This window comes from Bradyrhizobium ottawaense (assembly GCF_002278135.3).
GTDB lineage: Bacteria > Pseudomonadota > Alphaproteobacteria > Rhizobiales > Xanthobacteraceae > Bradyrhizobium > Bradyrhizobium ottawaense.
The window spans coordinates 4,032,258-4,055,916 of the sequence record NZ_CP029425.2; the positions used below are offsets into that span (position 1 = coordinate 4,032,258).

General features: G+C 65.0%; 15 protein-coding genes and 2 pseudogenes. 12 read left to right on the forward strand and 5 right to left on the reverse strand.

Features of this window, described 5'->3' with window-relative positions; translation table 11 throughout:
* Positions 1-19 precede the first annotated feature (19 nt).
* A complete protein-coding gene (locus tag CIT37_RS19325; RefSeq protein WP_095425459.1) occupies positions 20-1,315 on the reverse strand; it encodes a COG3904 family protein in 1,296 nt (431 codons plus the stop codon).
* A gap of 401 nt (positions 1,316-1,716) precedes the next feature.
* Here CIT37_RS19325 and CIT37_RS19330 point away from each other — a divergent pair.
* Positions 1,717-4,865: pseudogene (locus CIT37_RS19330) on the forward strand (GAF domain-containing protein).
* Between the two features lie 212 nt (positions 4,866-5,077).
* Here CIT37_RS19330 and CIT37_RS19335 read toward each other — a convergent pair.
* Positions 5,078-5,986, reverse strand: coding sequence for a LysR substrate-binding domain-containing protein (locus tag CIT37_RS19335; protein ID WP_028141499.1), 909 nt, complete (start codon positions 5,984-5,986; stop codon positions 5,078-5,080).
* Between the two features lie 108 nt (positions 5,987-6,094).
* Here CIT37_RS19335 and CIT37_RS19340 point away from each other — a divergent pair, with 108 nt between their 5' ends.
* The 3 genes and pseudogenes from CIT37_RS19340 (at position 6,095) to map (ending at position 9,305) form a co-directional block, all read left to right on the forward strand.
* On the forward strand, positions 6,095-7,471 hold the full coding sequence (locus CIT37_RS19340; protein WP_028141500.1) for an FAD-binding oxidoreductase: 1,377 nt from the start codon (positions 6,095-6,097) through the stop codon (positions 7,469-7,471).
* 62 nt (positions 7,472-7,533) lie between these two features.
* Complete coding sequence (locus tag CIT37_RS19345) at positions 7,534-8,433, forward strand: GNAT family N-acetyltransferase (RefSeq protein ID WP_167456569.1); 900 nt, start codon at positions 7,534-7,536, stop codon at positions 8,431-8,433.
* Between the two features lie 123 nt (positions 8,434-8,556).
* Positions 8,557-9,305: pseudogene (gene map, locus CIT37_RS19350) on the forward strand (type I methionyl aminopeptidase).
* A gap of 21 nt (positions 9,306-9,326) precedes the next feature.
* On the opposite strand, the gene pdxR reads toward map, so the two are convergent.
* A complete protein-coding gene (gene pdxR, locus CIT37_RS19355; protein WP_095425452.1) occupies positions 9,327-10,736 on the reverse strand; it encodes a MocR-like pyridoxine biosynthesis transcription factor PdxR in 1,410 nt (469 codons plus the stop codon).
* 108 nt (positions 10,737-10,844) lie between these two features.
* Here pdxR and CIT37_RS19360 point away from each other — a divergent pair, with 108 nt between their 5' ends.
* Positions 10,845-11,306, forward strand: a complete 462-nt coding sequence (locus CIT37_RS19360; protein ID WP_028141504.1) for a carboxymuconolactone decarboxylase family protein — start codon at positions 10,845-10,847, stop codon at positions 11,304-11,306.
* A gap of 40 nt (positions 11,307-11,346) precedes the next feature.
* Positions 11,347-11,985, forward strand: a complete 639-nt coding sequence (locus CIT37_RS19365) for an HD domain-containing protein (RefSeq protein ID WP_028141505.1) — start codon at positions 11,347-11,349, stop codon at positions 11,983-11,985.
* Between the two features lie 59 nt (positions 11,986-12,044).
* On the opposite strand, the gene CIT37_RS19370 is transcribed toward CIT37_RS19365, so the two are convergent.
* Both CIT37_RS19370 and CIT37_RS19375 read right to left on the reverse strand, forming a co-directional pair.
* Positions 12,045-12,311, reverse strand: coding sequence for a DUF3551 domain-containing protein (locus CIT37_RS19370; RefSeq protein ID WP_028141506.1), 267 nt, complete (start codon positions 12,309-12,311; stop codon positions 12,045-12,047).
* Position 12,312: 1 nt separating this feature from the next.
* Positions 12,313-12,630, reverse strand: coding sequence for a DUF3551 domain-containing protein (locus tag CIT37_RS19375; RefSeq protein WP_095425453.1), 318 nt, complete (start codon positions 12,628-12,630; stop codon positions 12,313-12,315).
* Positions 12,631-12,883: 253 nt separating this feature from the next.
* On the opposite strand from CIT37_RS19375, the gene CIT37_RS19380 reads away from it, so the two are divergent.
* The 6 genes from CIT37_RS19380 to tsf all read left to right on the forward strand — a co-directional run bounded on the left by CIT37_RS19380 (position 12,884) and on the right by tsf (position 23,644).
* A complete protein-coding gene (locus tag CIT37_RS19380; protein ID WP_028141508.1) occupies positions 12,884-13,609 on the forward strand; it encodes an outer membrane protein in 726 nt (241 codons plus the stop codon).
* Between the two features lie 484 nt (positions 13,610-14,093).
* A complete protein-coding gene (gene dnaE / locus CIT37_RS19385; protein WP_095425454.1) occupies positions 14,094-17,597 on the forward strand; it encodes a DNA polymerase III subunit alpha in 3,504 nt (1,167 codons plus the stop codon).
* A gap of 130 nt (positions 17,598-17,727) precedes the next feature.
* Positions 17,728-18,471, forward strand: coding sequence for a carbonic anhydrase (locus tag CIT37_RS19390; protein ID WP_038948696.1), 744 nt, complete (start codon positions 17,728-17,730; stop codon positions 18,469-18,471).
* A 317-nt stretch (positions 18,472-18,788) separates the two neighbouring features.
* On the forward strand, positions 18,789-21,338 hold the full coding sequence (locus tag CIT37_RS19395) for a caspase family protein (RefSeq protein ID WP_109866602.1): 2,550 nt from the start codon (positions 18,789-18,791) through the stop codon (positions 21,336-21,338).
* 254 nt (positions 21,339-21,592) lie between these two features.
* A complete protein-coding gene (locus CIT37_RS19400; RefSeq protein WP_028141512.1) occupies positions 21,593-22,588 on the forward strand; it encodes a 30S ribosomal protein S2 in 996 nt (331 codons plus the stop codon).
* Positions 22,589-22,720: 132 nt separating this feature from the next.
* The gene (gene tsf, locus CIT37_RS19405; protein WP_095424069.1) at positions 22,721-23,644 is read left to right on the forward strand and encodes a translation elongation factor Ts; all 924 of its coding nucleotides are present in this window, start codon (positions 22,721-22,723) and stop codon (positions 23,642-23,644) included.
* Positions 23,645-23,659 lie beyond the last annotated feature (15 nt).

Below are 23,659 nucleotides of genomic sequence, written 5' to 3' on the forward strand. Positions count from 1 at the left end.
ACTGTTGCAAGCCTGCGCGCTACGGCGCAGGCGTTGCGCTGACGTTCGGCAGGGTACCACCTGCTTTCCATGGACTGTCCGTCCAGGGTGTCGGCTGCAGAGAATTCGCCGGCCAGGGTTTTGCCGGGCCCGTCGCCACTGAAGTGCACGACGTCCCGAGTTGCGTCCACACCGACGCCAAGCCGGTCGTGTCGATGTTGAAGCTTGTGACGTCAGCCCGTCCCTCTGGTTCCGGCGTGGTTTCCCGGACCTGCAGGGAGTGCGAGGCCAGCACCGCCTTGACCATGTCCGGGTCGACGGCGCCGTTCCAGACCTCGTACTTCCCGAACCGCACCGGAGGCCCTCCCGCTTGCTTGCTCATGTCGGCGCTGGCCGCGATCAGGATCGTTTTCTTGCCGGCGGCCGATGCGTCGATCTCACCCGCGAACATCAGCGGCACGCGCTTCTTGTTTTCGCAATACAGGCGCCATTCCATGGTCCGGAACGAGGCATCGTTCTCCTTCTTCACCGCGGCGATCTTGCTGATGAACGGTCGCGCTCCCTTTTCCAGCCGCCACATCGTCTCGGCCAGCGGTCGCGTGTCGATCCCGAACCGGTAGAGTTCGGGCCGCGTCAGCACGTGCAGGTTTTCGAATTTCACGGTGCTGATCAGTGCATCGAGCTCGCGGCTGATTCCCATCGCCGCAATGAACGCGGCGCGGTCGCGGTCGGCACCGGCGATCCGGCGCCGCCGCGCTTCGGCGACCACTTCCGGAGGCGGATTGCCTTGAAACCGGAGGATGAGCCTGGAGTTATGGACCGCCAGCGCGGCATCGGGCGCAACCTCGCGAGAGGTCGCTCCGAGAAACAGGTAACCGCAGGCCGAGTTGCACATCGCATGATAGGTGCTGAGTTCGGCCTCGACCTCGCCGTTCCCGTTCTTGATCTTCTGGCATGCGGCGTCGATCTGCGTGCCCGCGGCGCACGCCGTCGCGATCGTCCGGCCAACCCGGGCGATCGCCTTGCGGCTGCGCAGCAGCCGGGCGATCACATAGGACTGCTCAACGTTTCCGCCGGGCGAATGGAGGTAGATCGGGCGCTGCAGGTCCTTGACGCCGGCGAGGAAGCGGCGAATGCGGGACGCTGCGTCTTGATCGATCTGGCCCTCGATCGCGATCCAGCGGTCGCAGCCCGGCCCGCACGCGTCGGGCGCGCCTTTGGCAAGATAGATCGTCAGCCTGGAGGCAAAGCCGGGTTTCTCGGCCGGGGTCCCTTCGGCACGCAATGCGCCGGGAAGCGACAGCAAGGCCAGCAGAAGCAGGGCACGGACGAGCATGAATTGTGAGACCACGAGGTGCATCCTGATGCTGACGCTATACGACCAAGGGTGCGTCCACAACTTGCGGTGGCGCGGGCAGTCGCGTTTATTTTCTGCCGACACCTGCAGATGGCCGCGTGCGGGGACACGCAACTTTGACGCCGGCAGCGTGTCCATCGGCCCAGGCGCTCACGCTGTTGCGGCGAGGCGGTCGAGGTCGCGGCAGCATGCGCTAACTAAGCACTGACGTCGTGATTTGCTCGAGCCCGCGCATGGCACAGGCCGGGCCGGAACCTTGATGCCTTCATGAAGTTATCAGAACGCGCGGGTGCCACTCTCCCGCTGGCATCGTCGTCGGCCTGAAGCGGATGCCGCAAGAAACGCTATTCGGTGACGAGCCAAGTGTCAGGGGAGGTCAGATGACATCGACGGCCGGGGAGAACTCGACCGATCGCAATGCCGTCCTGGCTGCACTTGGCGATTACATCCGAGAGATCGCCAACCCCGACGATCTCGCTTATGCAGCGGTAGAGCTGCTCGGCCGCAGCCTCAAGGTCAGCCGGGCAGGCTACGGCACGGTCGACACATCGGCCGAGACCATTACCATCGTCCGTGACTGGAACGCGCCGGGCATTTTGAGCCTGGCGGGGGTGCTGCACTTCCGCGACTATGGCAACTACATCGAAGATTTGAAGCGCGGCGAGACGGTCATCTGTGCCGATGCGGAGAAGGATCCTCGCGTTGGCGACCGCGCCCGCGCGCTCGAAGCGATATCCGCTCGCGCGCTTGTCAACATGCCGATCTCCGAGCCCGACGGAGTCGTCGCGCTGCTCTACCTCAACAACGCAACCCCGCGGGTCTGGAGCTCCGAGGAGCTCGAGCTCATCCACGATGTTGCCGAGCGCACGCGAACCGCCGTCGAACGTCGACGCGCCGAGGCGGCGGTGCGGGAGAACGAGATCCGTCTGCTCTTCCTTGACGCCCTCAACAAGGAGACGGCCAGGACCCGCGATGCCGACGGCGTGATGGCAGTGACGACGAGAATGGTCGGAGAGCACCTCGGCGTCTCGAACTGCGCTTATGCCGACATGGATCCCGATCAAGACGGCTTCACCATCCGCGGGGATTGGGCGGCTCCTGGTGCGATGCATATCCTTGGCCACTACAGCCTGGCCGACTTCGGTGAGAAGGCGGTGCGAGAGCTCAGTGCTGGCAGGCCTCTCGTCATCAATGACAATTTGAAGGAGATCGCGCCGGAGGAGGCGGCCACCTTTCAGAACATAGGAATAGGTTCGACGATCTGCATGCCCTTGGTCAAGGAAGGGCAGCTCACGGCCTTGATGGCCATTCATCACCGCGGCCCGCATCGGTGGACGGCGCGCGAGCTCGCGTTGCTCACGGAGGTCACCGAGAGATCGTGGGCCCACATCGAGCGGGTTCGTTCGGAACAGGCGGCGCGAGAAGCTGCCGAACGCCTGAGTCTTGCGAACAGGGCGGCAGGTATAGGCATCTGGGACTATAATCCGGTGAACGACGTTCTTAGATGGGACAACCGCTGCAAGGAGGTGTTCGGTTTGTCGCCGGACGCCGAAGTGAGCTACGAAGGGGCGTTCCTGAAGGGTCTCCATCCAGACGACAGGCAGCGGGCCCACGAGGCCGTCTCCGCAGCCCTGACGCCGGATTGCCCGAAAAGCTACAACATTGAATTCCGAACCATCGGCATCGAGGATGGTGTCGAACGCTGGATCGCGGCGACGGGGCAGGCGATCTTTTCCAATAGGCAGGCCGTCCGGTTCATCGGGACGGTTCTGGATATTTCCGCGCAAAAGAAGACCGAACGCCAGCTTCGAATACTGAATGATACGGGGGCGTCGGTCGCCCGCGAACGCGACCTCGAGAAGATCGTGCAGATCGTTACAGATGCCGGCGTGGAGCTGACGGGCGCCCAGTTCGGAGCCTTCTTCTACAACGTTCTGGCGCCGGACGGCGGCAGCTACATGCTGTATTCGCTGTCCGGAGCGCCGCGATCCGCCTTCGAGAAGTTTCCTATGCCGCGCAACACCGCGGTGTTCGAGCCCACGTTCAAGGGTACGGGCGTGGTGAGGTCTGACGACATCCTGCAGGACCCGCGCTATGGCAGGAACGCGCCGCGTAAAGGCATGCCGGAGGGGCATCTTCCAGTCCGATCCTACCTCGCGGTCCCCGTCATCTCGCGAACGAGCGAAGTCCTCGGCGGACTCTTCTTCGGCCATGCAGAGACGGGTAAATTCCAGGTAGAGCACGAAGCCGCCTTGCTCGGGATTGCCGGCCACGCCGCCACGGCTATCGACAACGCTCGGCTCCTGACCCGGCTCGAGGCGCTCAATGCCGAACTGGAGCAACGTGTCGCCGACGAGATTGCCGAACGCATGAAGGCCGAAGAGCAGTTGCGCCAATCCCAGAAGATGGAGGCCGTGGGGCAGCTGACCGGAGGCATCGCCCACGACTTCAACAACATGCTGGCCGTGATCCTCGGCAGCTTGAATCTCGCCAAACGACGGCTCGGCAAGGGAGAGGTCAACATTGACCGCTTCATCGAGGGGGCAATCGACGGCGCAAATCGCGCTGCCACTTTGACGCAGAGGCTGCTGGCGTTCTCGCGCCAGCAGCCTCTGGCGCCTGAAGTCGTAGACATCCACAAGATGATCGGGGGGATGAGCGAACTGCTCGAACGCTCGCTCGGAGAGCTTGTCCGCCTCGAGGCAGTCCTGGCGGCCGGTCTTTGGCGCGTCAAGGCAGATCCGGCCCAGCTGGAAAGCGCCGTGATCAACCTTGCGGTCAATGCGCGCGATGCCATGCCGAAGGGCGGGCGGCTGACGATAGAAACCAGCAACGCCTCGATCGATCGGAAATTTGCCCGTGAATATGCTCTGTCGCCCGGACAATATGTTCTCATTGCCGTGACGGATAACGGCACCGGAATTCCGCCCGACGTGCTGGGAAAGGTGTTCGACCCGTTTTTCACGACCAAGGTCGTGGGTAAGGGCACCGGCCTCGGCCTCAGTCAGGTCTACGGCTTCGTGCGGCAGTCGGGCGGCCACGTCAAAGTCTACTCGGAAGTCGACGTTGGCACGACGGTGAAGATCTATCTGCCACGCTTCGCCGGCGACGAGGGAGTATCGACCCCATCGCAAGGAGTGTCGCATCCCGGCGCAAGCCTTCAGGGTGAGACCATTCTCGTCGTCGAGGACGACGAGCGGGTCCGCAGCATCTCGTCCGAAAGCCTGCGGGAGCTTGGTTATACGGTCATCGAGGCCGCGAGCGCCAAGGAGGCGATCAGGATGATCGAAAACGGTCTGGTCCCAGATCTGCTGTTTACCGACGTCGTCATGCCCGACATGACCGGCGCTGAACTTGCGGGCGAACTGTCGAAACGATACCCGGATTTGAAGGTGCTGTTCACCACCGCTACACGCGCAACGCAATCGTTCACAACGGCATGCTCGATGCCGGCAAGCATCTGCTGTCCAAACCCTTTGCGATCGAAGATCTGGCCGCGAAAGTCCGTGCCTTGCTGGACGAAATTTGATCGTCTATTCGGTCCGGCAAATCCAGCCGGTCCAGCCCGACGGGTATCCATTCAAGCCCTGATGCTCTCGTTTGCAGCCGACTGGCGAAACCGTCGGCCTGCATGCGGCACGGTGGCCCCGGATTCCTCGAATGGCGAGGGCCGCACGAGATCCGAAACACGCATCGGTCTCAACATCATGACTTGACGGATGTGCGACACCAAGAAACGGATCAAGGGTCTGATCGCAGCCACTCCGAAAAGGCTCGGATGGTTCTTGCGCGCGGATGGCCTGCCTTACTGACCACATGGAAGCCGTAGCCAGGCAAGCTCAGCTTGAACGCCTTCACGAGCGTACCGGCGGCGAGGTCGTGTGCCGTGAGCACATCACTGAACACTCCTATTCCTTGTCCTGCGATCACCGCCTCGATGGCGTGCAATTCCTCGCGGAAACTCAGATGCTGCATGTCCTTGAACGGGGGGACGTCACGCCATCTGCGCTGAGCCGCGGCGAGCCATCGCTGCCAGGTGGGCGGCTCACGATCGGCCGGCGACCAATAAGAGTGGATCAGGACGTGATTTGCGAGGTCGACCGGTCGCATCAAGCGCCCCGTTGCAAGCAGGCGCGGACTGCAGACGGCCCAGAATGTATCGGTGAAGAGATCTTCGACGATGCCGTCTGTCGGCCGTACTCGGCTGGTCGCGTAGCGAATGGCGACGTCGCCGTCTCCGGCCTGCAGATCGAGCACCGTGTCAGTGCCGATGACCTCCAGCGGCACGTCGGGATGCAACTTGCGCCACAGGGGCAGGCGGGGCACGAGCCAGCGGCTGGCGAACGCGTTGGTCGTCGTCACGCGGAGAGGCTGTTGGGCGCCTTCCTGCTTGACGCTCGCAACGGCGGCGGCAAACGCCTCGAGCCCGCCGCGTATGACGGGGAAAAGCCGCGCTCCGGCATCGGTCAGCGAGAGTGGCCGTGGTCTGCGGCGGAACAGAGCGCGACCGCAATATTGCTCGAGCAACCCGATCTGGTGGCTGATCGCCGTTGGCGTCACGCCGAGTTCTGCCGCCGCCTTCTTGAAGCTCAGATGGCGGGCGGCGGCTTCAAAAGCGCGAAGCTCGATCAGGGGCGGGAGCTTGTGCATGCCGGCCAGTCTAGGTGAAATCAATTCATCGTCACCTGAATTCTTCGGATTTGCGCGGAGATCGTGCGCGGCCAAGGATATGGCGGGTCAAGCTGAGGAGATCAGGTCATGTCGTCCATCGCATCTGTCGCCAGCGCTGCCGCCGATCTTGGCGCCTCCTTCGGAGGACAACTGCTCAAACCGGCGGACGAGGGCTATGAGGAGGCGCGAAAGGTCCATAACGGGCTGGTCGACAAGCGGCCGGCATTGATCGCCAGGTGCCGCAGCGTGGCCGACGTCGTCGACGCCGTCGCTCTTGCGACCAGGCTCGGCCTCGAGGTCGCCGTTCGCGGCGGTGGCCACAATGTAGCAGGACGCGCAACCATCGACGGCGGGATCATGATCGACCTCTCGCCCATGAAGGGCGTCCGGGTCGATCCGGTCGGCAAGACCGTCTGGGCGCAGGGCGGGGCCACCTGGGGCGAGCTCAATCGCGAAACGCAACTTCACGGACTTGCGGTCACCGGCGGCGTGGTCTCGACCACCGGGATTGCCGGCCTGACCCTCGGCGGAGGACTGGGCTGGCTGATGGGCAAGTACGGTCTGGCACTGGACAATCTGCGGGCCGTCGAACTCGTCACCGCCGATGGCAGGGTTTTGCGCGCCAGCAGGCAAGAGGAGCCCGATCTGTTCTGGGCTCTCCGCGGCGGCGGCGGAAACTTCGGGATCGCCACCAGTCTCGAATACGATCTTCATACAATCGGGCCGATCATCACCGGCGGCCCGATCGTCCATCCCATCGAACGCTCCCGCGAGGTGCTCGAATTCTTCCGGACCAGCACGCGGTCGCTCGCGGACGAGCACATGCTGTTCGCATCCCTGACGCATGCGCCAGACGGCTCCGGCACGGAGGTCGCGGTCCTGGTCACCAGTCACTGCGGACCGCTGGCGGATGCCGAACGAGCGGTGCGGCCGCTGAAACAGTTCGGGACTCCGATCCTGGATGCAGTCGGGCCGATTCCCTATTGCGACCTCAACCGCATGCTCGACGCCAACTATCCGAAAGGCGCCTTCAACTATTGGAAATCGAACTTCCTCGCGGAGCTCAGTGATGGCGCGATTGCGACCATGATCGAATGCTTCGCGCGCTGCCCGACTCCCATGGGGCAGTTTCTGGTCGAACACGTCCACGGCGCGGCGGCCCGCGTCGATGCCGTGGATACGGCATTTCCGCATCGGCAGGAGGGCTATAATTTCCTGATTCTCGCGCAGTGGATGCAGGCCAGCGATACCAGCCGCTGCATGTCCTGGGCGCGCGACACCTACGAAAGGATGCGGCCCTTCTTCGCCTCCGGCCGCTATGTCAATTATCTCGATGATGACGAGACGGGCGATCCCGTCGCGGCCGCCTATGGACCGAACTACCGGCGACTGCAGCGGATCAAGGCGAAATACGACCCGACCAACTTCTTCCGCATGAACCAGAACATCCGGCCCCTGGCCTGATTGCCGGCTGAGGATTTCGTCGCTCCCATGGGCCGTGTTGATCTCTTCGGGAGGATTCGAGAATGGCTGTCGTGTGCCGGCCCGCTTGTAGCGACGATTTGGCGAGAGCCGACGAGATCGTGGTCGCCAGCATCAACGAACTCACGGAACGGCGGGGGTTCGGCAAGATGGCATCCTCTCGCCCGCACCATTTTCAGGCCTTCTCGCTTGCGGATGATCCCGAAGGTCTATGGGTTGCCGATGTCGACGGAGACATTGTCGGCTTCGCGTGGAGCTGGGTGTGTGGCGAGCTTTGGTTCTTGGCGCAGTTGTTCGTGGCGCCTGATCGCCAGAGCGACGGCATTGGCAATCAATTGCTCGGGAAGTCATTCGCTCACGCGGCAACGCGCGGAGCATCCGTCAAGGCGTTGATCACCTTCACCTTCAACAACGTGTCTCAAGGCCTCTACATCCGTCACGGACTATTCCCGCGCTGTCCGATCTACATGGTCAGCGCGCCTCGTGACCGCCTGGCGTCACGGTTGGCTGAGCCGCTGCTGCGTCTTGAACCTCTTGCCGCCGCGACGGCCCGGTTCGAGGACCTGGTGCCCATTGATATCAGCGCTCTCGGCGTTTCCAGAGCGAAGCATCACCGATATCTCCTGGGCGACAGCACGACGAACGGGTTCACCATTCACGCCGGCCGCGAGTGCGTCGGGTACGTCTACGTTTCGGATGGACACATTGGTCCGCTCGCGGTCCGCCGGCAGGATCTGGTTGGCCCCGCCCTTGCGGCTGCGCTGTCGCTCGCGGCACGGGGCGGTGTTCCAACCATCTCGGCCTTCGTGCCGGGTACGAGCGAGCCGGCGCTCAAAGTGGCGACCGACCACGGCATGCATCTGACGCTCCCGATGCTGCTGATGTCCAATCGGCAGTTCGGAGATTGGGTCAGTTACCTCCCGCGTAATCCGGGTTTCATGTAGATCTTGCGATCCCGCGTTGGCGGAACGCTGACTAGGCCGCGCGAACGGTTCTGGCGTACACGCTGCGTTTGCAAGCCGACCTCGCAGGGGCTATGTCCGGGCCTCCCGGACAAGAGCCCTGACATGACAATCTCCGATGACAACGACCTGACGCGCCTGAAAGAGCTCGGTCGCATCGTCGCCAATACGCTGGAGGCGATGGGCAAGGCGATTGAGCCGGGCATGAGCACCTCCGAGCTCGACCAGATCGGGCGAAAGCTCCTGGAGGCCGCCGGCGCGCGTTCGGCCCCGGAGCTGGCCTATGATTTTCCCGGGGCGACCTGCATCAGCGTGAACGAGGAGATCGCTCACGGCATTCCGGGCGAACGGCGGATCGCGCGCGGCGACCTCGTGAACATTGACGTGTCAGCCGAGAAGAATGGCTTCTTCGCCGATACGGGTGCTTCCTTCGCCGTTCCCCCGTAAACCGCGCGATCGAACGTCTTTGCCGGGACGGCCGGCGGGCGATGTGGACCGGCCTGCAGCAGGTCGGCGCCGGCAAACCGATTGCCGGGATCGGCCAGGCGATCGGGACCTTTGCGCGGAAGAAAGGCTACAGCCTGGTCAGGAATCTGGCCAGTCACGGCGTCGGCCTGTCGCTCCATGAGGAGCCGACGGAGATTGCAACCTGGCCCGACCGCTCCGAACGCCGCATCATGAACGATGGCCTCGTGTTCACCGTCGAGCCGTTCCTCTCCATGGGTGCCGAATGGGCGGAGAATGGCGACGACCCATGGACGCTCTACAGCAGCCCCGAGGCGCCGACCGTTCAATACGAGCACACCGTGATCGCCACCCGCAACGGACCCTTGATCGTGACGCTGGCGGGTTAAGCCGCCGACGCCGGAGTCGGATCACGTCAGGCGGTCGATGATCTGAAGGAGCCGGTCGCAGGACGCCTCGATCCTTTTGAGTGGAGACGTCGCGACGCCTAGCAACAGTCCCGGGCGCGCCGAAGCCTTCGAGGCATACCAGAGCGAGAGCGGCGTGGGCGCAAGTCCGAACGCTGCGGCTTGCCTGGCGATGGCAAGATCAGGCGCTCCGTCCGGCAAGCGCAGGACCGCGGCCAGTCCTGCAATCGCAACGTTCGTGGTGCGCGTTCGAAGCTGCTTCAGCAATGCATCGCCTTGCGCGGTGTAGGCGCGCTTGGTGCGCCGCAGATGCCGCAGATAATGGCCCTCGCGGATGAAGTCTGCCGTGGCGAGCTGCACCGCGGGTCCGGGTGCCGGCGCGAGGCACGCTGCGGTCTCGGCGAATCGCGACGCCAGAGCGGCCGGTGCAACGACAAAGCCGAGCCGTAGGGCAGGGGTTACGGTCTTGCTGAAGGAGCCAATGTGAATGACGCGGCCGGCGCGATCGAGCGAGGCGAGCGCCGGCGTGGCCCGGCCCTTGAGCTGAAGTTCGCTGAGATAGTCATCCTCGATCACCCAGGCGTTGTTTTGGTTCGCCCAGTCGAGCAGGCGCGATCGACGTGCCAGTGACAGCGTGGATCCGAGCGGCGCCTGCTGCCCCGGTGTCACGACAACCAGCGCGGCGTCGGGCGCTTGTTGCAGGCCGTCATCGACATCGATCCCATCTGCGTCAACCGTGATTGGCACGATCGACAGGCCCGCAAGTTCGAGGCCGTGCCGGGTGAAGGGAAAGCCGGGATCCTCCATCCAGACTTTCTTCCTTTGCCCGAGGTCGAGGACACGGAGCGCCAGGCCGAGGCCGCCGCTGAAGCCGCTGGTGATGATGATCTGGGACGGTGCGCATTCGATCCCGCGCGCCAGCGCAAGGTAGGCCGCGATCTCGCGTCGCAAGTCCGGTTCGCCGCGCGGGTCGGGGTAGATCGCAGGTGCGCTCATCTCGACGCGAACCGCCCGTGCGCGCATTCGCGCGAGCAGCGTCGCAGGAAAGGTCTCCTGCGAAGGAACGCCCATCTGGAAGATCGCCGGCCCCGCCGTGAGCTCCTGGTACATCTCCATGAACGAGCCGGGGTCCGGCGCCTTGTCCCGCCGCACGGGAATGGACGGTCGGTCGGCGACATGGGTGCCTGTCGCGCGGGCCGCGATGATCAGTTGGGCCGATGAGAGCTTTTCATAGGCTGAGCGCACGGTGCCGCGCGCGACGCCAAGCTGGGCCGCCAAATCCTGCCATGAGGGCAGGCGCGCGCCCGGGGCGAGCACGCCGCGCTCGATGGCGGCCCTGATCCCCCTGTGGATTTGCTCCGCCAGCGGCGTCTTCGCCGACCGGTCGAGCTTCAGCCGCAGCGATCTGGTCATGATCCTTGGTACACGATTTCCCCGCGTTCTTGGTCCTTTTTTATAGACCACGGCAGGGGCATCTGAGGGAGGAAAGAGGGGCTCCCTCGATCATCAAGGAGAAAGCGGATGAGTGAACGCCTCAACTACAACCACATTGCACCGGCAGGCGCGAAGGCACTGGGCGGCGTCTATGGCTACGTCATGCAGAGTGGGCTTCCCGCGACGCTGGTGACCCTCGCTTACCTGCGCGTCTCACAGATCAACAACTGCGCCTACTGCCTCGACATGCACACGCGGGATCTGCTGAAGAGCGGTGTGAAGGTCGAAAAGCTCGCGCTGCTGCAGGCTTGGGCCGAGGCCGGCGATCTCTTCGACGACCGCGAGCGCGCGGCCCTCGCCTGGGCCGAGACTGTCACCCGCGTCGCCGAGACCAACGTGCCCGATGAAGCCTATCAAGCCGCCCGCAAGGTCTTCAGCGAGCGCGAGCTTGTCGATCTCACGATCGCAATCAGCCTGATGAATGCGTACAATCGCATGTCGATCAGCTTCCGAAATACTCCGCAGGCCGCGCTCGAGAAGGCGGCCTGACGGATCGCGCGGCATCAGTCGAAATGCAAAGTAGGAGAAGATGATGAGCGTGATTTCCAGCGTCAAAATCCCCGACAGCAAGCTGGCGCGCGAGGCGGCTGAACTGGTGCGCAGCCACGAAGACGACATGCTTTTCAACCATTCCGTCCGAGTCTACGTCTTCGGTGCCATGAAGGGGCTGCGTCAGCAGCTGAAATTCGATCCCGAACTTCTTTACGTCGCGGCGTTGTTTCACGATCTAGGCCTCGTCGACCATTACCACACGCAGACAAAGCGATTTGAGGTTGACGGAGCCGACGCTGCGCGTGAGTTCCTGCGGGCGCGCGGCATCGCCGAGCCGCAAGCCGATCTGGTGTGGGAGGCAATCGCGCTGCACACCACGCCCGGCATTCCGCAATTCATGCGGCCGGAAATCGCGCTCACCAACGCGGGTGTCCTGGTGGACGTCGTGGGCATTGGGTATGACGACTACACGCCGGAGCAGCGCGACCAGGTGATCTCGGCGTTTCCGCGCGGCGACTTCAAGAACGAGTTCCTGAAGGTGCAGACCTGCTCGGCGCTGAAGAAGCCGCAGACGACGTTCGGGACGGTCAATTTCGACTACATCGAGGATCACGATCCCAGCTTCCGCAAGCCGAATGCGTGCACGCGCATCCGCAGCACGCCCTGGCAGAGCTGAGCCGATGACGGCATTCGCCGCACGCCTACGCCGCCCTATCTCCGGCGGAAACTGAACGGTTAGGATCCGGGGCGAGGCGGCGCGCTCGAGCGGCGAGGGCGCGTTGGTTTCTTCAGCGGAAAATACGGGTTCACCACGCAACTCGCCGAGCGTCCGACGGCGAGATATCGGCACTGCTCGAGCGAGCCGTAGCGGCAGTCGAAATAGCCGACGGGGCCGTAGATCTGCATGCACACGGGATAGCTCGGATCGTAGGTCTGCGCGGGTGCAGATCCGCCCGCGAGAAGCAGGCCGATCACGACCAGTGCGAGGCGAGCCCGGCGCATCTCAGCGCAGGAAGTAGCCTGGTGAATAGCCCGGCGTCTGCGCGCGCGGACGATTCTGGTAGGCGTAGGGGTCGTCGCTCTGCCCGACGAAATACGGATTGGCGATGCAGGTCAGCGCGCGTCCCGATGCGCTTGCCTGACACTGCGTGTAGGTGTCGAACCTGCAATTGCTCAGGCCCGGCCATTCATCGCCGGTGAGGCAGAATGGATGATGCGTTCCGAACGCGCGTGCGGGTGTTGATGTGCTCGACACGAGTGCAAATGTGGCGGTAGCGAGCGAAAGTGTGGCGACAATGGGGAGGACAATTCGTCTGCGCATCTTCAATTCTCCATCACGCGAATGTGCGCGCGACGTTGTTACGCGCGCATGCAATTTATCTCGTGTCGCCGACAATGGAACTACAGAAAACACTTATTTCAAAGGGTTTCCAGAACGCGCTGATAAATCTTCATTAATGAAGCGGGGGCCTTTGGAGCGAACTGTTGCGTCGAGGTTACAGCAATTCCGTCGATCACTGTTATGACCACGCTGCGGCCAGGGGGCCTAACGACGAAACTGGAACGGGACTCAAATGAAGAAGAATTTGTTGCTTGCCGCTGTGAGCCTTGTCGCGCTGAGCGCGACTGCGCCGGCGCTGGCTGCCGACCTCGCAGCTCGGCCGTACACCAAGGCGCCGCCGGCGGCGATCGCCGCGGTCTATGACTGGAGCGGCTTCTACATCGGCATCAACGGCGGCGGCGGTTCGTCGCACTCGACCTGGGATCTCGTCGGCGGCGGCCGCGAAGGTTCGCATGATGCGACCGGCGGCACGGTCGGTGGTCAGATCGGCTATCGCTTTCAGTCCGGCCAGTGGGTGTTCGGCGTGGAAGGTCAGGGCAACTGGGCCGACTTCTCGGGCGACAATGTCAGCGCGCTGTTCGCAACTCGCAACCGCTCGAAGATCGACTCGTTCGGTCTGATCACCGGTCAGGTCGGCTACGCCTGGAACAACGTCCTGCTCTACGTCAAGGGCGGTGCGGCTGTGGTCGGCGTCAAGTACGACGTTTCCAGCACGGTCTCGGGCGCGCTGCTGTCCTCGAACGACCAGACCCGGTGGGGTGGTACGGTCGGTGCCGGCCTCGAGTACGGTTTTGCGCCGAACTGGTCGGTTGGCGTCGAGTACAACCACATCTTCCTGTCGGACAAGGACGTCACCTTCGCCGGCCTCGCGGGTACCGACCGCATCAAGCAGGACGTCGACATGGGTCTCGTCCGCCTGAACTACAAGTTCGGCGGCCCGATGATTGGCCGTTACTGAGACTGATCGTTCTTCGTTGAGCGGTCCTCGAAAGCCCCGGCCTTGGCCGGGGCTTTTTTATTGCGTGAATTCAGCGAGTTAACCATTGCTCCTGGAGGTCGTCCGCCATGCTTGACTCTTGAGAACGAAATGAGAACAATGTTCTTCATACGTTCCAACAAGGGAGCAAGCCATGTTCAGGGTTTTCGTGGAAGAGGCCGCCGCACTGGCGTCGATCACGCTGTTCGTCGGGATGATCGCGATCTGGGCGCAGGTCATACCGCAGCTCTAGGGGCAGCGGTTTTGTAAACCGCAGCTCCCCTTTACCGGTGCCCCCTTGGGGAAAAGCAGGACGACGCGGCCAATTGGCCGCTCCGGCGTAGACTCTGAAGCTGCGACACCTCACCATTGCGAGGCGAGTCGGCAAACGAAGGCAAGCGAGTGCATGATGCCTTGAGGAGCCGGCGACCGCTGCATTCCATCTGCAAGAGGCCGTCACGCGACCATGCCGAGCGCCGGATTTGTCCACCTTCACGTTCACTCGGCCTATTCGCTGCTCAAGGGCTCGATCAAGATCGCCAAGCTCGCCGAGCTTGCCAAGAAGGACCATCAGCCGGCGCTGGCGCTGACCGACACCGACAATCTGTTCGGTGCGCTGGAGTTTTCCGACAAGATGGCGGGCTCCGGCATCCAGCCGATCGTCGGCTGCGAGCTGGCGATCGATTTCGGCGACCAGGATCCGAATGCGCGCAACGCGATGGGGCCGTCGCGCGTGGTGCTGCTGGCCGCGCAGGAGCGCGGCTATCGCAGCCTGATGCGGCTCAACTCGCGCGCCTTCCTCGAATCGCCGGATAGCCATGCTCCGTTCGTCAAATTCGACTGGTTCGAGGGCGAGACCGAGGGGCTGATCGCGCTGACGGGCGGACCTGACGGGCCGATCTCGCTGGCGCTGGCCGGCGGTCATGCCGAGCTCGCCGCCTTGCGCTGCGAGCGTCTGGCCGGCCTGTTCGGCGACCGCCTCTACATCGAATTGCAGCGCCACAACACCGAGAAGGAGCGGCGCGTCGAAAGCGGCCTGATCGACCTCGCCTACGCCAAGGGACTGCCGCTGGTTGCGACCAACGAGCCGTATTTCGCCGCGACCGACGATTACGAAGCGCATGACGCGCTGCTGTGCATCGCTGGCGGGCGGCTGATCGCCGAGACCGAGCGCGAGCAGCTCACGCCGGATCATCGCTTCAAGACGCGCGCCGAGATGGCGGTGCTGTTCGCCGACATTCCGGAGGCGCTGGCCTCGACGGTGGAGATCGCCGAGCGCTGCTCGTTCCGCCCGATGACGCGCAAGCCGATCCTGCCGTTCTTCACCGTCGGTGCCGCGCAGAGCTCGGACGCCGCCGCGGTCGAGGCGGCGGAACTGAAGCGCCAGGCGGAGGAGGGGCTCGTCAATCGCCTGCGGGTCCACGGCCTGTCGCAGGGCATGACGGACGAGGATTACAGCAAGCGCCTGGCGTTCGAGCTCGACGTCATCATGCGCATGAAATACGCGGGCTACTTCCTGATCGTGTCCGACTTCATCAAATGGGCGAAGGGCCAGGGCATTCCGGTTGGGCCGGGCCGCGGCTCCGGCGCAGGCTCGCTGGTGGCGTGGGCGCTCACCATCACCGATCTCGATCCGATCAAGTTCGGCCTGCTGTTCGAGCGCTTCCTCAATCCCGAACGCGTCTCGATGCCGGACTTCGACATCGACTTCTGCCAGGACCGCCGCGGCGAGGTGATCAGTTACGTGCAGCAGCGCTACGGCCGCGATCAGGTGGCGCAGATCATCACCTTCGGAACGCTGCAGGCGCGCGGCGTGCTGCGCGACGTCGGCCGCGTGCTGCAGATGCCCTATGGCCAGGTCGACAAGCTGACCAAGCTGGTGCCGCAGAATCCCGCCGCGCCCGTCACGCTCGCGGCCGCGATCGAGAGCGAGCCGAAGCTCCAGGCGTTCCGTGATGAAGATCCGGTGGTGGCACGCGCCTTCGACATCGCCCAGCGCCTGGAAGGCCTGACCCGCCACGCCTCGACCCACGCCGCCGGCATCGTGATCGGTGATCGCCCCCTGAGCGAGCTCGTGCCGCTCTACCGCGATCCCAAATCCGACATGCCGGTGACCCAGTTCAACATGAAATGGGTCGAGCCCGCGGGCCTCGTCAAGTTCGACTTCCTCGGCCTGAAGACGCTGACCGTGCTTGATGTCGCCTGCAAGCTGCTCAAGCCGCGCGACATCCACGTCGATCTCGCAACGCTGCCGATCGACGATGCCGAGAGCTACCAGATGCTGGCGCGCGGCGAGGTGGTCGGCGTGTTCCAGGTTGAAAGCCAGGGCATGCGGCGCGCGCTGGTCGACATGCGCCCCGACCGTTTCGAGGACATCATCGCGCTGGTGGCGCTGTATCGGCCGGGTCCGATGGCGAACATCCCGACCTATTGCGCGCGCAAGCACGGCGACGAGGAGCCGGAATATCTGCATCCCGTGCTGGAGCCGATCCTGAAAGAGACGTTCGGCGTCATCATCTACCAGGAACAGGTGATGCAGATCGCGCAGGTGATGTCGGGCTATTCGCTCGGCGACGCCGACCTCTTGCGCCGCGCCATGGGCAAGAAGATCCGCGCCGAGATGGACAAGCAGCGCGACATCTTCGTCGCCGGCGCGGTGAAGAACGGCGTGCCGAAGGCGCAGGCCGAGACCATCTTCGAGCTGCTGGCCAAGTTCGCCGACTACGGCTTCAACAAGAGCCACGCGGCGGCCTATGCGCTGGTGTCCTATCACACCGCCTACATGAAGGCGCATTATCCGGTGGAGTTCATCGCGGCGTCGATGACGCTCGACCTCAACAACACCGACAAGCTCTCCGAATTCCGCTCCGAGGCGCAGCGCCTCGGCATTAAGGTCGAGCCGCCGAACATCAACCGCTCCGGCGCGACCTTCGAGGTTGGCGACAAGGTCATTTACTATGCGCTTGCAGCGCTCAAGGGCGTCGGCATCCAGGCGATCGAGCAGATCATCGAGGAGCGCACCAAGCGCGGATTGTTCACCTCGCTCGCCGACTTCGCCGCGCGGGTCAATCCGCGCGCGATCAACAAGCGTATCATCGAAAGTCTTGCCGCCGCCGGGGCCTTCGACACGCTGGAGCCGAACCGCGCCCGCGTCTTCGCCGGCGCGGACTCGATCCTCGCCGCCTGCCAGCGCGCGCATCAGGCCGAGACCATCGGTCAGAACGACATGTTCGGCATGTCGGCGGATGCGCCGACCATCATGCTGCCGCAGATCGAGCCGTGGCTGCCGGCCGAAAAGCTCCGCCGCGAATACGATGCCGTCGGCTTCTTCCTGTCGGGCCATCCGCTCGACGATTACGCCACCGTGCTGAAGCGGCTGCGGGTGCAGAGCTGGGCCGAGTTTTCGCGCGCGGTGAAGACCGGTGCCACCGCCGGCAAGGTCGCAGCCACCGTGGTCTCGCGCATGGAGCGGCGCACCAAGACCGGCAACAAGATGGGCATCATGGGGCTCTCCGATCCCACGGGCCACTTCGAGGCGGTGCTGTTCTCCGAAGGCCTCGCGCAATATCGCGACGTGCTGGAGCCGGGCGCTGCCGTGCTGCTGCAACTCGGCGCCGAGCTTCAGGGCGAGGACGTCCGCGCCCGCGTGTTGCATGCCGAGCCGCTGGATGATGCCGCCGCCAAGACGCAGAAGGGCCTGCGCATCTTCCTGCGCGACACCAAGCCGCTGGAATCGATCGCCAAGCGTTTGGCCGGGCCCGACATGGCCGCCTCGAACGGCGCCGCGCCGAAAGTCGGCAGTCCGGGCATCGCACCGCGCTCGAATGGCGACGGTGAGGTCTCGCTGGTAATGATGCTCGACCTCGAGACCGAGGTGGAGATGAAGCTGCCCGGCCGCTTCAAGGTCTCGCCGCAGATCGCCGGCGCGATCAAGGCGGTCGCGGGGGTGGTCGACGTGCAACAGCTCTGACATTGCGGGCCCCGCCGCAAACCAAAGCTTAACTATTTGGCCCGCGCCCGGTTTCGAAGTCGCTCGCGCGCAGCTATCAGTTGTTGTCACGAGAATCGCGTTGGGCGGGAAGCCAGGAAGAACAACAACCATGTGCGACAAATGCTCTGAAAATCTGCTTCAATCGACCGCTCCTTCGCGGCGCTCCATGATGCTCTTTGCCGCTTCGGCGCTCGGAGTGGCAGCGTTTGGCGGGACCGCGTCGGCCAAGGAGGCGAAGGCGCCGCCCAAACCTCAGAACGTGCTGTCGCCCGATGCGGCGCTCAAGAAGCTGATGGAGGGCAATGCGCGCTACGTGTCGGGTGTGTCGCGCCGCCACGACTTCACGCATGAGCGCGAAGCGCTGGTCGGCGGTCAGAATCCCTACGCGGCTGTTTTGAGCTGCGCCGATTCGCGCATCGCGCCCGAATATGCCTTCGACAGCGGGCGCGGCGATCTGTTCGTGTGCCGTGTCGCCGGAAACTTTGCCGGCGACGAGACCGTCGCGAGCATGGAATATACCGTCGCCGTGCTGGGCACGCCCCTCATCCTGGTGCTCGGCCATGACAATTGCGGCGCGGTCGATGCGACCATCAAGTCGCTGAAGGACGACAAGCCGCTGCCGGGACACATCCCCACGCTGGTCTCCGCGATCGCACCTTCGGTGAAGACGGCGGCCGGGCAGAGCGGTAACGCGCTCGACAACGCCATTCGCCAGAACGTCATCGACAATGTTGCCAAGCTGAAATCCGCCGCCCCGCTTCTCAACGCAGCGGTCGAACAGGGCAAGCTCAAGGTGGTCGGCGGTATCTATCGGTTGCGCACAGGGGCCGTCGAGTTGATCGCGCAGGGCTAAAGCCCAGCTTCGGGAACACCGGAGCCAGGCGGTCGGCCCCCGTCGGGCAAGAGGCCGGCCGCCATACAGCCGTCTGTGGGATCCGCGCAAGGGTCGATCTGATCGCGCAGGGCAGGGACTTGAAGGAGCCTTGCGAAGTTTCTAGGCTCGCGGCCTTGAGGCTGGCGTGAGCTGATTTGCAGCTGACCTGAAGCTGACGCCAGCAGCCGCGTGGCCACGCCACCGCCTCAATCCGAGCTTTTCGTTCAACCGCCGTTCAGCCGGCTGCGCGCCTCATGCGTGGTGGCACCTCAACTACAGTAGCGGGCAAGCAAGCCATGCGTGGGACGTTTCGAGTCGTCATTTGCCTTCTCCTGCCGATCGTGGCCCTTGCCGCCGGCGCGCCGGGAGCAGCAAACGCGCAGCAGCAGGAGAAGCGCATCGCACTCGTGGTCGGCAACGGCGCCTATGCCAAGTCGCCGCTGGCAACGACCGCGAACGACGCCGGCCTGATCGCGCAGACGCTGCAGGCAGCCGGCTTCGACGTCGTCGGTGCGCGCGATCTCGACGGCGATACGCTGCGCAAGAGCTTTCGCGACTTCATCCAGAAGGCCCAGGCCTCGGGGCCGGGCACCGTCGCGATGATCTATCTTTCCGGCTACGGCGTGCAGCTGGCCGGCGAGAACTATTTCATCCCGGTCGATTCCAACATCACCCGCGACACCGACGTTCCGACCGAGGCGTTGCGGATCAGTGATTATGTGCGCCAGCTCGCCTCGATCCCGCTCAAGGCCAACATCGTCGTGCTCGACGCGGCCCGCGCGCAGCCCTTCATCGAGGGCGGCCAGCCGATCGCGAGCGGTCTGGCGCTGGTCGAGCCCGAGCCGAACATGCTGATCGCGTTCAACGCCGCGCCCGGCACGGTCGCGCCGGAGGAGGCGGGGCCTTACGGCATCTACGCCCAGTCGCTGGCCGAGATGATCCGGACCGGCGGCCTGCCGCTGCCTGAGGTGTTCGACCGCATTCGCCTGCGCGTCAATGAGGCCTCCAAGGGCGCGCAGGTGCCCTGGAACGAGCAGAAGATCTCGGCGCCATTCTCGTTCTTCGAGCGCGGGCCCGACGCGCCGCCCCCGGAGGCCGCGCCCGACCAGGTCGCCGCGATCCGGAGCAAGCCGATCCGCGACCTCGGCGTGCGGGATGCCTATGCCGCCGCGCTCGAGCGCGACACGCTGCCGGCCTATGAGGAGTTTCTCGCCGCCTATCCCGGCGATCCCCTGGCGAAGCGCGTGATGGCGATCGTCGCGGCGCGCCGCGAAGCGATCACCTGGAGGCGCACCTACCGGAACGATACCCCGGAAGCCTATTGGTCGTATCTGCGCCGCTATCCGCGCGGGCCGCATGCGGCGGACGCGCGCCGGCGCCTCGCGATCCTCACCGCGCCGGCCGAGCCGCCGCCGAGCTTTGCGATGATCGACTACGACGTGCCGCCCCCGCCGCCGGAGGAGGTGGTCTATGTCGACCGTCCCGTGCTGTATTTCAGCGATCCCGATTTCGGCTTCGCGCCGCCACCGCCGCCGCCGGTCTACTATCTGCCGCCGCCGCCGCCGGATTTCGTCGTGCTGCCGCCGCCGCTGCCCGTGGTCGGCCTGTTCGTGCTGCCGCAGCCGGTGTTCGTGCCGATCCCGGTGTTCGTCAGGCCGCCGGTCTATGTCGCGCCGCCGCCGAACAACATCATCTACCAGAACATCCATAATACGACGGTGATCAACACCGTGATCAACCGCCTGCCGGCACCAGCACCGGCTACGGGGGCAGGGGCCGGACCGGGCAATCTGGCGCCAGCGATTGCCGGCCGTGCCAACCCGGCCGGGCCTGCCGTGCCGCAGGCGGTCGTGCAGCGCGCCGCGCTGATCCAGCAGGGCAAGGCGCCGATGCCGCCGAGCGCGGCGATCCAGCCGACGGCGAGGCCCGGCCCGCCTCCGGTGACGCCGACGACGGCAGTCGCGCCGACCGCAGCGCCATCCGCTGCGCCGCAGACGGCGCCGACACTTGCTCCGCAGACCAGGCTGCCCCAGGCCAACACGCTGCCGGTTCCTGGTGCCCATGGTGGCCCGCCGCCACCGCCGGCCGGGGCAGGGGCTTTGCCGGGCGGAAGGCCCGTGCCGCCGACGGCGACCGCACCCGGTGCGACACCGCCGGCTCGTCCGGGGGCGCCGACCACAGCTGCACCCGGCACAACGGCTGCTCCTGGCACAACACTGCCTGCCCATTCCAATGCGCCAACGGCTGCCGCGCCGGCAACCGCTGCGCCCACTGTGGCCAACCCGACTGCTGTGCCCGGCCAGGCGCCCAAGCCGCCGGTGGCACAGACGCCGCCCGGCGCCGGGCCTGCGGATCGCGCCAAGTCTGCGACCCGTGAGCCTGCAGGCTCGCCGCCCGCCGCCGCGGGCGCGCCGGCGACACCTCCGGCCGCGGCCGGGAGGCCGATCGCGCCGCCGCCTTCAGCGGCACGTGAGCCGATCAGGCCGCAGCATCTGCCATCGGCGGCCCCGCCGCAGGCGGCCAGACCGGCTGCACCGCCGCCGCGGCCGCAGGCCGTAGCGCGGCCCACGCCACCACCCCCGCCGCGGGTGTCGGCGCCGCCACCGAGGATGGCCGCACCTCCGCCGCCACGCCCGGCTCCTCCGGTTGCCGTCGCGCGCCCGGCGCCTCCGCCCATGGCGCGGCCCGCACCCCCGCCGCCGGTGGCTCGACCGGCACCCCCGCCGCCGCCGCCGCGTATGGCCGTTGCACCACCACCCCCGCCGCGCCCGGCCGCGCCTCCACCGCGCCCCGCACCCCCACCGCCGGCGGCCAAGAAGTGCCCGCCGAACCAGCCCAGGTGCTAGTCAAGTGTTAGTCACGTGCTAATCAAGTGCTAGTCGGGCGTTAGGGAGCGGCCCGGTCTCCAGGGAAAGGGCCTCTCGCGGGCGAAATCCGCCCCCGAAAGGCCCTTATTTCCTTGCTTCTGGCCGAAATGGCGCTATACAGCGCCGCATCTCACACGGAAGCATGGCTCACAAGGCCGTCCGGTGGCAGCCGGGGCGACAACGCTCCGTTTTGCTCACACGCTTCCGGAGGAACCAACCGGAGAACTAGAACGATGGCGCTACCCGATTTCACCATGCGTCAGCTGCTTGAAGCTGGCGTGCACTTTGGTCACCAGTCTCACCGCTGGAATCCGAAAATGGCTCCGTTCATTTTCGGCGCTCGCAACAACATTCACATCGTCGACCTCGCGCAGACCGTGCCGATGCTGCACACGGCCTTGCAGGCGGTCAGCGACACCGTCGCCAAGGGCGGCCGCATCCTGTTCGTCGGCACCAAGCGCCAGGCGCAGGACGGCGTCGCGGACGCTGCCAAGCGCTGCGCGCAGTATTTCGTCAATTCGCGCTGGCTCGGCGGCACGCTGACCAACTGGAAGACGATCTCGGCCTCGATCAAGCGCCTGCGTCACCTCGACGACGTGCTGTCGGGCGGCGATGCCAGCTCCTACACCAAGAAGGAGCGTCTGACGCTTCAGCGCGAGCGCGACAAGCTCGACCGCTCGCTCGGCGGCATCAAGGACATGGGCGGTCTGCCCGACCTGATCTTCGTGATCGACACCAACAAGGAAGACATCGCGATCCAGGAAGCCCAGCGGCTCAACATCCCGGTCGCCGCGATCGTCGACACCAATTCGGACCCGAAGGGCATCACCTATGTGGTGCCGGGCAATGACGACGCCGGCCGTGCGATCGCGCTTTATTGCGACCTGATCGCGCGCGCTGCCATCGACGGCATCTCCCGCGCTCAGGGCGATTCGGGCATCGACGTCGGCGCCTCGGCCCGTCCGCTCGCTGAAGAGCTGCCGGCGGCTTCGTCGAGCGGCTTCCAGGGCCTCGCAGGTCCGCGCGGCACCGCCGACGACCTCAAGAAGCTCCCGGGCGTGTCGGGTGCGATCGAGAAGAAGTTCAACGACCTCGGCATCTTCCACTTCTGGCAGCTCGCCGAGCTCGATCACGACACCGCGCACACGATCGGCGAAGAAGTCGGTCTGCCGAGCCGTGCGGACGCCTGGGTGGCCAAGGCCAAGGCGCTGACCGCGGAAGCGGAATAGTCAAGAGAGCGATGGGTTGGCCGGACAAGATCCGGCCACCATTTCAGTTGACGCGAATCCCTGAGATGGACCGCGGCGGGGCGCTTCGATGCCACGCCGCGGCGAACCAGCAGGCACAAAGGATTTTCAACGATGGCAACGATCACAGCTGCGATGGTCAAGGACCTGCGCGAGTCGACCGGCGCGGGCATGATGGACTGCAAGGCCGCGCTGACCGAAAACGACGGTAACATGGAAGCGGCGCAGGATTGGCTGCGCAAGAAGGGCCTGTCCAAGGCTGCCAAGAAGTCGGGCCGCGTCGCGGCCGAGGGCCTGATCGGCGCCCTGACCAAGGGCACCAAGGGTGTCGTGGTCGAGGTCAACTCCGAAACCGACTTCGTCGCGCGTAACGGCCAGTTCCAGGGCCTGGTCAAGATGGTCGCCCAGGTCGCATTCGACGCCGGCTCCGATGTCGAGAAGATCAAGGCCGCCAAGGTCGGCGACGTCACGGTCGAAGCCGCCATCAATGACGCGATCGCCACCATCGGCGAGAACATGACGCTGCGCCGCGCAGCTTCGCTCGAAGTGAGCCAGGGCGTGGTGTCGAACTACGTCCACGGCGCGGTCGTCGAGGGCGCCGGCAAGATGGGCGTGATCGTAGCGCTGGAATCGCCCGGCAAGGCCGACGAGCTCGCAACGCTCGGCCGCCAGATCGCGATGCACGTTGCCGCCGCGAACCCGCTGGCGCTCGATCCGTCCGGCCTCGATCCGGCGGTCGTCAAGCGCGAGAAGGACGTGCTCGCCGACAAATATCGCCAGCAGGGCAAGCCCGAGAACGTGATCGAGAAGATCGTCGAGTCCGGCCTCAAGACCTACTACAAGGAAGTCTGCCTGCTCGAACAGGCCTTCATCCACGACACCGGCAAGTCGGTGGCGCAGGCGTTGAAGGAAGCCGAGGGCAAGGTCGGCGGGGCGCTGAAGATCGCCGGCTTTGTGCGCTATGCTCTTGGTGAGGGAATCGAGAAGCAGGAAAGCGACTTCGCGGCCGAGGTCGCTGCGGCCAGCGGCAAGAAGTAAGCGCCGGAACACCTC

Excerpts from the sequence above, each read along its gene's own strand:
- CIT37_RS19325 (WP_095425459.1), bottom strand. The coding sequence starts at position 1,315 with ATGCTCGTCCGTGCCCTGCTTCTGCTGGCCTTGCTGTCGCTTCCCGGC.
- CIT37_RS19335 (WP_028141499.1), bottom strand. The coding sequence starts at position 5,986 with ATGCACAAGCTCCCGCCCCTGATCGAGCTTCGCGCTTTTGAAGCCGCC.
- CIT37_RS19340 (WP_028141500.1), top strand. The coding sequence starts at position 6,095 with ATGTCGTCCATCGCATCTGTCGCCAGCGCTGCCGCCGATCTTGGCGCC.
- CIT37_RS19345 (WP_167456569.1), top strand. The coding sequence starts at position 7,534 with ATGGCTGTCGTGTGCCGGCCCGCTTGTAGCGACGATTTGGCGAGAGCC.
- pdxR (WP_095425452.1), bottom strand. The coding sequence starts at position 10,736 with ATGACCAGATCGCTGCGGCTGAAGCTCGACCGGTCGGCGAAGACGCCG.
- CIT37_RS19360 (WP_028141504.1), top strand. The coding sequence starts at position 10,845 with ATGAGTGAACGCCTCAACTACAACCACATTGCACCGGCAGGCGCGAAG.
- CIT37_RS19365 (WP_028141505.1), top strand. The coding sequence starts at position 11,347 with ATGATGAGCGTGATTTCCAGCGTCAAAATCCCCGACAGCAAGCTGGCG.
- CIT37_RS19370 (WP_028141506.1), bottom strand. The coding sequence starts at position 12,311 with ATGCGCCGGGCTCGCCTCGCACTGGTCGTGATCGGCCTGCTTCTCGCG.
- CIT37_RS19375 (WP_095425453.1), bottom strand. The coding sequence starts at position 12,630 with ATGCGCAGACGAATTGTCCTCCCCATTGTCGCCACACTTTCGCTCGCT.
- CIT37_RS19380 (WP_028141508.1), top strand. The coding sequence starts at position 12,884 with ATGAAGAAGAATTTGTTGCTTGCCGCTGTGAGCCTTGTCGCGCTGAGC.
- dnaE (WP_095425454.1), top strand. The coding sequence starts at position 14,094 with ATGCCGAGCGCCGGATTTGTCCACCTTCACGTTCACTCGGCCTATTCG.
- CIT37_RS19390 (WP_038948696.1), top strand. The coding sequence starts at position 17,728 with ATGTGCGACAAATGCTCTGAAAATCTGCTTCAATCGACCGCTCCTTCG.
- CIT37_RS19395 (WP_109866602.1), top strand. The coding sequence starts at position 18,789 with ATGCGTGGGACGTTTCGAGTCGTCATTTGCCTTCTCCTGCCGATCGTG.
- CIT37_RS19400 (WP_028141512.1), top strand. The coding sequence starts at position 21,593 with ATGGCGCTACCCGATTTCACCATGCGTCAGCTGCTTGAAGCTGGCGTG.
- tsf (WP_095424069.1), top strand. The coding sequence starts at position 22,721 with ATGGCAACGATCACAGCTGCGATGGTCAAGGACCTGCGCGAGTCGACC.